5 protein-coding genes are annotated in these 6,279 nt (G+C 48.8%); all 5 read left to right on the forward strand.

The genetic code is table 11. The annotated features are described in order from the left end of the window. Positions 1-1,296 (forward strand): four-carbon acid sugar kinase family protein (locus tag H6F50_RS03190; RefSeq protein WP_190426271.1); only part of this gene is annotated, 1,296 nt, incomplete at its 5' end. A gap of 125 nt (positions 1,297-1,421) precedes the next feature. Next, positions 1,422-2,222, forward strand: coding sequence for a septum site-determining protein MinC (gene minC, locus H6F50_RS03195; RefSeq protein WP_190426274.1), 801 nt, complete (start codon positions 1,422-1,424; stop codon positions 2,220-2,222). Positions 2,223-2,520: 298 nt separating this feature from the next. Further along, the gene (minD, locus tag H6F50_RS03200; protein ID WP_190411646.1) at positions 2,521-3,327 is read left to right on the forward strand and encodes a septum site-determining protein MinD; all 807 of its coding nucleotides are present in this window, start codon (positions 2,521-2,523) and stop codon (positions 3,325-3,327) included. A gap of 20 nt (positions 3,328-3,347) precedes the next feature. Next, positions 3,348-3,635: a cell division topological specificity factor MinE gene (gene minE / locus H6F50_RS03205; RefSeq protein ID WP_190426276.1), complete on the forward strand. Its 288-nt coding sequence runs from the start codon at positions 3,348-3,350 to the stop codon at positions 3,633-3,635. Between the two features lie 508 nt (positions 3,636-4,143). Beyond that, positions 4,144-5,715: a PKD domain-containing protein gene (locus H6F50_RS03210; protein ID WP_190426277.1), complete on the forward strand. Its 1,572-nt coding sequence runs from the start codon at positions 4,144-4,146 to the stop codon at positions 5,713-5,715. The last annotated feature ends 564 nt before the right edge of the window (positions 5,716-6,279 follow it).

Genomic DNA, 6,279 nt, shown 5'->3' on the forward strand with positions numbered 1-6,279 from the left:
GATGATGACCCTACTGGTTCTCAGACGGTTCACGGCTGCTTGCTGCTGACGCGCTGGGATGTAGATACCTTGCGGTTGGGGTTGGCGGACGAGTCACCGATTTTCTTTGTACTGACGAATACGAGGGCGCTGACTCCAGAAGAAGCGGCAAAGGTTACTAGAGAAGCTTGCCATAACTTGAAGGAAGCCATTACCCAATCAAACATCCATGACTTTCTAATTGTCAGTCGTTCTGACTCCACTCTGCGCGGACATTACCCAGTCGAAACGGATGTGATTGCAGAAGAATTGGGTTCCTTTGATGCTCATTTCCTGGTTCCTGCCTTCTTCGAGGGAGGACGAGTAACCCGCGATAGCGTACATTATCTGATAATTGACGGCGTTCCTACACCCGTTCACGAAACTGAGTTTGCCCGCGATTCCGTCTTTGGCTACCACCATAGTTATTTGCCTGATTATGTGGAAGAGAAGACAAAAGGTGGAATTCCAGCTAACAAGGTAGAACGATTTCTACTAGCAGATATTCGCGCTGGAAGTCTGGAACGACTGATGAACCTCAGTGACAATCAGTGCGGCGTCGTAGATGGGGAAAATCAGGCAGATTTAAACCGTTTTGCAGAGGATATTCTAGCAGCAGCCAGTGAGGGAAAACGCTTCCTATTTCGCAGTGCAGCCAGTATCTTAACTGCCTTGGCTGCTTTGCCTCCGCAACCCGTGGCGGCAGAAGATATGGCGCAATATGTGCGGGAAGGCAAACCGGGCGCAGTGATTGTCGGTTCTCATGTCAAAAAGACGACACAACAGCTAGAACAACTGCTAAAAGAACCAGGTACGGTTGGCATTGAAGTAGAGATTGAACGTTTACTTGATGATTCTGTCACTGCGTTAGAAAGTCTCCTCAATGAAACACTGGAAAAGGTTCACGTAGCGTACAATTCGGGGAAAACACCTGTAGTTTACACTAGCCGCAAAGAACTTACTTTTAAGGATGTGCAAACGCGGTTACTGTTTGGGGAAGATGTTTCTGCTTTGTTGATGGATATCGTACAGGGTTTACCTGCAAATATTGGGTTTCTCATCAGCAAAGGCGGCATTACTTCTAATGATGTGTTGAGTACAGGTTTGGCGTTAACTTCAGCGCGGTTACTCGGTCAAATTCTGCCCGGATGTTCAATGGTACGGACTTCAGAGAATCATCCCCAATTTCCGAATTTGCCTGTGGTATTGTTTCCCGGCAACGTGGGGGATGCCGATGGGTTAGCCACGGTTTATCGGCGTCTGAGCCAGCATCGTTAGTCATCAGGAAGGTTGAAGGTTGAGGGATAAGAAGTTCTCCGGTTGCCCTCTTGTCTCCTTGCCCTGATGCCGCTTGCCTATATCATGGATAATTAGTCAATCCGCCCAGGTCAGGCTTTTCGTCCATGACTTCTGATTCGTCCGTTCCAATCGCTGTTTCAGTTGTTCCCGAAAATACAGGGGAAGTAAATTGCCACGAACAAGTCCGCATCAAAAGCGACCAGAGGTGGCTGACATTAATTTTGCCCCCAGAAGCGGAGACACCCACCACGGCTAGCTGGTCTGACCTTTGGCAACAGCTGAAGCAGCGCCTCAATGCCGGTGAACGCTTCTGGCAGCCGAATACAGAGGTGCATTTGGTGGCAAAAGATCGCTTATTAGATGGACGCCAGCTGCAAGCGATCGCAGATGCCCTTGCCGAAGATCGGCTACAACTCAAGCGTGTCTACACCAGTCGCCGTCAAACCGCTGTTGCTGCTGCTGCTGCCGGTTACTCGGTGGAACAGGCACCCCCGGTTTCCCCTCTAAATCAAAAGCCGGAAGCGCCAACGACTGTATTAGCTGAACCCCTCTATCTGCAAACGACTGTGCGTTCGGGAGTAGAAATTCGTCATCCCGGTAGTGTCATTATCCTGGGAGAAGTGAATCCGGGTGGTAGCATCATCGCATCCGGCGATATCTTAGTGTGGGGGCGTCTGCGCGGGATTGCTCATGCTGGTGCCGAGGGCAATCAAGAGTGTTTAATTATGGCGCTACAGATGGAACCCACCCAACTGCGAATCGCTGATTATCTGGCGAGGGCACCGGAAAATCCACCCGCTCAATTTTATCCGGAAGTTGCCTACGTAACGCCGGAAGGAATTCGGATCGCAAGAACAACTGAGTTTTCTAAAACTCAGTCTTTATCGATGGGGGTTGGACGTTAAAGAGGCAATCTAGGGCGAGTGATAAGTTCTGTAGGGGTTGTAAGGGCGATGTCTACTTGGTGCCTGCCCTCAGTTTGGCGCTAGTTTTAAGTTAAGGCGTTATTATTTTTGAGGAGTAAGTATATACTGAACTCAAAACAAAAAAACTCAAAAATAATTGATTGACCTAATTTAAAACACCAAAATCAAAACTCTCTCAAGGGCGAATTTACTAGGCATAGCTGTGGGAGAATAGACAATTCGATTAAACTCGCCCCTATACATTCACGCACTAAAACGAAGCTAAGAACTTTTCAACATGAGTCGCATTATTGTGATTTCCTCCGGCAAAGGAGGGGTGGGGAAAACCACCGTAACGGCAAATTTAGGTATGGCTTTAGCTAGGGCGGGGCGTCAAGTTGCTCTAGTCGATGCGGATTTTGGCTTGAGAAATTTGGATTTGCTGCTGGGGCTGGAAAATCGGATTGTCTACACGGCGGTTGAAGTCCTGGCAGGCGAATGTCGGTTAGATCAAGCGTTGGTGAAAGATAAGCGGCAACCGGGACTGGTATTATTACCCGCTGCCCAAACCCGAACCAAGGAGTCAATTAGCCCAGATCAGATGAAACAGCTGGTTAATGAATTAGCTGCGAAGTACGAATATGTCTTGATTGACTCTCCGGCGGGGATTGAGATGGGCTTCAAGAATGCGATCGCTGCCGCCCAGGAAGCCTTGATTGTGACAACGCCAGAAATTGCCGCCGTGCGGGATGCTGACCGGGTTGTCGGCTTACTAGAAGCCCAAAACATTAAGCGTGCCCACCTGATCGTCAACCGCATTCGACCGGCAATGGTGCAAGCCAATGACATGATGTCGGTAGAAGATGTGCAGGAACTTCTCGCCATTCCTTTAATTGGTGTGATTCCTGATGATGAGCGGGTCATTGTCTCCACCAATCGGGGCGAACCTCTGGTACTGGCTGAAAATCCCACCCTACCGGGAACGGCATTTTTCAACATTGCCCGCCGCCTAGAAGGGGAGCCAATTGAGTTTCTGAATTTGGATGCTGGGAATGACAACTTCTTTTCTCGCATCCGAAAATTATTGTGGTCTAAGATTATCTAACCTTCACATCTGCCCGATCCATGATTAGCGAACTTTTAGAACGACTTTTTCCTCGCATTAGTGCTGACAACAGCCGCGCGGAAGTCAAGCGCCGCCTGCAACTGGTCATTGCCCACGATCGAGCTGATTTAACACCAGAGATGGTGGAGTCAATGCGGAAGGAAATCCTGGAAGTCGTCTCTCGCTATGTCGAAATCGAGGCAGAGGGGTTGGAGTTTTCTCTAGAAAGTAACCAACGGGCAACGGCATTGATTGCCAATTTGCCCATCCGGCGGGTCAAAGCAGATGCGGAGCCTGGGGATACATAATAGCGATCGCTCCTGAATGCGCTCAATGCGATCGCGCTCATGCGAAGCGAGGCGTTAGCCTCGCGCTGAAAGAGTCAGTTCGCTACTCTGCATAGGAACTTCCTGACATCTGCCGGAGGGCGGCACTCATCCTATTAAAGCCTTCACCAAGTTTTTAATCCTATTTTTATTTCTTGAAACCAAAATAAATCGGCTTCTTTCTCAGGCTTTTATGCTCTCCTGTCTCCTAAGAGCGAACTAAGTTTTCATGCAAACTTAGGGCGAATTGGTCTAATTTGTCATCTAACTTAATCCTCTCTCTAAAGCCAAACTTAAACGGATTGGCTGTTTTTACTGCTGTGGGTGGATAGGAAATTTATGGGTTGCCTTTAACAATAAAAAGAGAATCACTCCAGCATTTAAAACTCTTTTTCCACAAAAAAAGAGCTTTTCAGGAGTCGGTTGATTAGGGCATCGAGAAAACCCGTTGCAGCATAAAAATATCTACTTTTGAGGATGAGCCGGTTCAATGACTACCTCTTTGTGGAAACATCTATCAGCCGGTGTCGCGACCACCTGTATCGCTTTGGGAACAGCCGCACCCTCCCTAGCAACCACTCTCTCCGGTTATGCAACGACCGGAAACATGATGAGTGGGATGCAGATTACAGTTGGTTTCCTGGATGGAACTTCCCAAACGGCAACTTGGGGGGTCACAGATTCTATTTCGGGAGGAGCATTTGGGAGTGGCTGGTCTCTCACCCAAGCGGGTAATACATACGGTTACGATCCAGCCTATGGTGCATACGGCTGGAGATTGACCCACTCCGGCGTCAGCCCCATTGCCTCGCTGCTAATCAATGCAATTCCTGGAAATGCCGTTTTTGATACTTATCCTTATTTAGATGGCCCCCAGAATACGCCTGGGTCAGCAGAGGGTTGGGAGTTCCAGGTACTATCAGGGCAATCTCCCTCTGCCTATGCCTACTCAGTTCCGATTGACATTTCAAGAGGCGACTTATTTGGGGCACTGTCGATGTCCTGGAACGGCGGATTTAACGGGACAATGCGATTTATCGCCGATACGGATAGCGGCACTACAGCCGATCCAGTGAAGCCCTTAGAACCACCATCACCGCCACCACCGCCCCCACCGCCCCCACCGCCACCACCGCCCCCACCGCCACCACCTCCACCGCCACCTCCAAACATCGCGCCGGTTCTAAGTTTCGACAATTACACAATTTATGAGGGTCAATCGGTATCGCCGATACTGTATGCGACCGATCCCGATCCCGACTCGATCGCCTTCTTGCTAAATGGGAATGTCGTTGGTAGCGATCCAAATACTTCAGGAGTCCGTGCATTGTCCGTACCCTTAGGGACTTATGCAGATGAGGGAAGTTTTGCCTTAACGGCGCAAGCACAGGATAGTCGAGGTGAGAATAGTGTGCCCGTCACTCGAACGCTGACGGTTCTGAATGTTGCCCCCACCATCACTAGCCTGACCCCAAATTTAACCATTAAAGAAGGCGATCGCTTTAATTTTGATAGCACCGCAACCGATCCGGGAATCTATGATGTTCTCACCTACAATTGGGACTTAGATAACAACGGTCTGTTTGATAACTTCACTGGACCCAACGGGCAATCTTCCTTTGCCGATGAAGGTTTCAACCCGATCGGGTTGCAAGTCTCAGATGGCGATGGCGGGTATGCTTACGGTGGTTTTAACGTGACGGTTGAGAACGTTGCCCCCACCATTACTAGCATCACCTCAGCCCTCACGGTTTTAGAAAACCAGAAGTTTGATTTTGCTGCTACCGCAACCGATCCGGGCATCCTGGATCTGCTCAGCTTTGACTGGGACATCAATAATGATGGCATTTTTGATGACTTCACCGGCACGGCGGGGCAGTGGGCTTTTAGCAATAGCGGGACTTATACCGTTGGCTTGAGAGTCTCTGATGGCGATGGAGGATTTGCTTTCAGTTCTTTTGATGTAACGGTTGAACACGTCCCCGAACCTTCGAGTGCGATCGCTCTATTGGCGTTTGGTGCTGTTGGTGCGGGTGCTATCCGCAAGCGCAAACATCCCTAAAAAATTAGCTTCTTGGTTAGGCAGGTTGGCACAGCCCAACCTGCTGATTTCTCATATCTAGATAAAAATTTTGTCAAAAAGCGATATGCTCCTAGCATCCGCTTCGCTACGCATCTGAACGGCTCCAACCCAATTTGGATACAGCAAACTTAACACCCTCAACCACCGTGAGCGCAAGGGAAAGGGAAGCAGGACCCCTTTAGATTGGGGTGGAGTCTTCCTAAATGTGCGTAGCGAAGCGAATGCTAAGAGCATATTGCTTCTCCCCAATTTATAAACGGGAAATTCCATATAAGTTTATGTAGGACTAAAAAAGGGAAAAATTTCAGTTACAAATCGTACAGTAGCTTTTCAAATGGCTAGGTAGCAACCATGTGGGAAAGTCATATATTTGGTGCGACCCTTGTATGGTTTGAATCTCTGAAACTGCCTATCAAGCGGCATTTCCAAATCAATAATCCCAAATCTAAAGTTCAAAATGGGATGACGTGGAATCCACAGGTTTAGGAAGTGTCTGGAGAACCAGATTCTGCATTCAGGGGATGGGTGATTAGTGCTAATAAT

This window comes from Coleofasciculus sp. FACHB-712, assembly GCF_014695635.1.
GTDB lineage: Bacteria > Cyanobacteriota > Cyanobacteriia > Cyanobacteriales > FACHB-T130 > FACHB-T130.

Excerpts from the sequence above, each read along its gene's own strand:
- minC (WP_190426274.1), top strand. The coding sequence starts at position 1,422 with ATGACTTCTGATTCGTCCGTTCCAATCGCTGTTTCAGTTGTTCCCGAA.
- minD (WP_190411646.1), top strand. The coding sequence starts at position 2,521 with ATGAGTCGCATTATTGTGATTTCCTCCGGCAAAGGAGGGGTGGGGAAA.
- minE (WP_190426276.1), top strand. The coding sequence starts at position 3,348 with ATGATTAGCGAACTTTTAGAACGACTTTTTCCTCGCATTAGTGCTGAC.
- H6F50_RS03210 (WP_190426277.1), top strand. The coding sequence starts at position 4,144 with ATGACTACCTCTTTGTGGAAACATCTATCAGCCGGTGTCGCGACCACC.